The sequence below is a fragment of the Rhizobacter sp. P3_B12 genome, from assembly GCF_056402895.1.
In genome coordinates, this window is the sequence record NZ_JBFUGN010001611.1 from 1 (window position 1) to 755 (window position 755).

The window sequence follows — 755 nt, forward strand, 5'->3', positions numbered from 1 at the left end:
GATCGGGGTCGATCACCAGCACGCGATAGGTCTCTTCCGGCACCATCACCAGCGGCTTGTGGCGCGCGCCCGTCGTGGCGGCCGGCGATGCCACCTGCGGCAGGCTGATCACGAACTCCGCGCCGAGCCCGGGGCCGGCGCTGGAGGCCGCGATGTCGCCGCCATGCAGGAGCGCGATGCGCCGCGCCAGCGTCAGGCCGACGCCCAGCCCCGGCCGGCGCGCCGCGGTGCCGGCATCGTGGCGTGCGAACAGCTCGAACACATGCGGCAGGAAATCGGCGGCAATGCCTTGTCCGCGGTCCTTCACGCGCACCAGCACCTGGTCGCCGTTCGGGCCGCCACGCGCCTGCACCGACACCGAGATCTCGCCCGGGTCGCGCGAGAAGATCGATGCGTTGTAGACGATCGCCGAGACGGCCTGCGCGAGCCGCAGCGCATCGCCGTCGACCCAGGCCGCCTCCTTCGGGAACTCGGTCTTCAGCGTGTGGCCGGCGGCACTGAGCTTCGTGCGCAGGCCGTCGAGCGCGGTGCGCACCACCGCATCCACCGCCACCGGTTCCTTGATCAGCGTGATCTGGCCCTGCGCGACGCGCGTCACGTCGACCAGGTCGTCGATCAACCGGCGCAGCCGCGCCACCTGGCGCTCGACGATCTCGCGCAGCCGCCCGATCGTCGGGTTGTCGCTCTCCATCGTGCGCAGCACGCTGGCCGCGTTGGCGATCGGCGCCAGCGGGTTGCGCAGCTCATGCGAGAGC

Annotated in this window: 1 protein-coding gene; it reads right to left on the reverse strand. The window is 71.9% G+C overall.

Going from position 1 to position 755, the window contains the following annotated elements; all coding sequences use genetic code 11:
• A partial coding sequence (locus AC1D01_RS37220; RefSeq protein ID WP_477874910.1) for a sensor histidine kinase occupies positions 1-755 on the reverse strand: 755 nt, incomplete at both ends.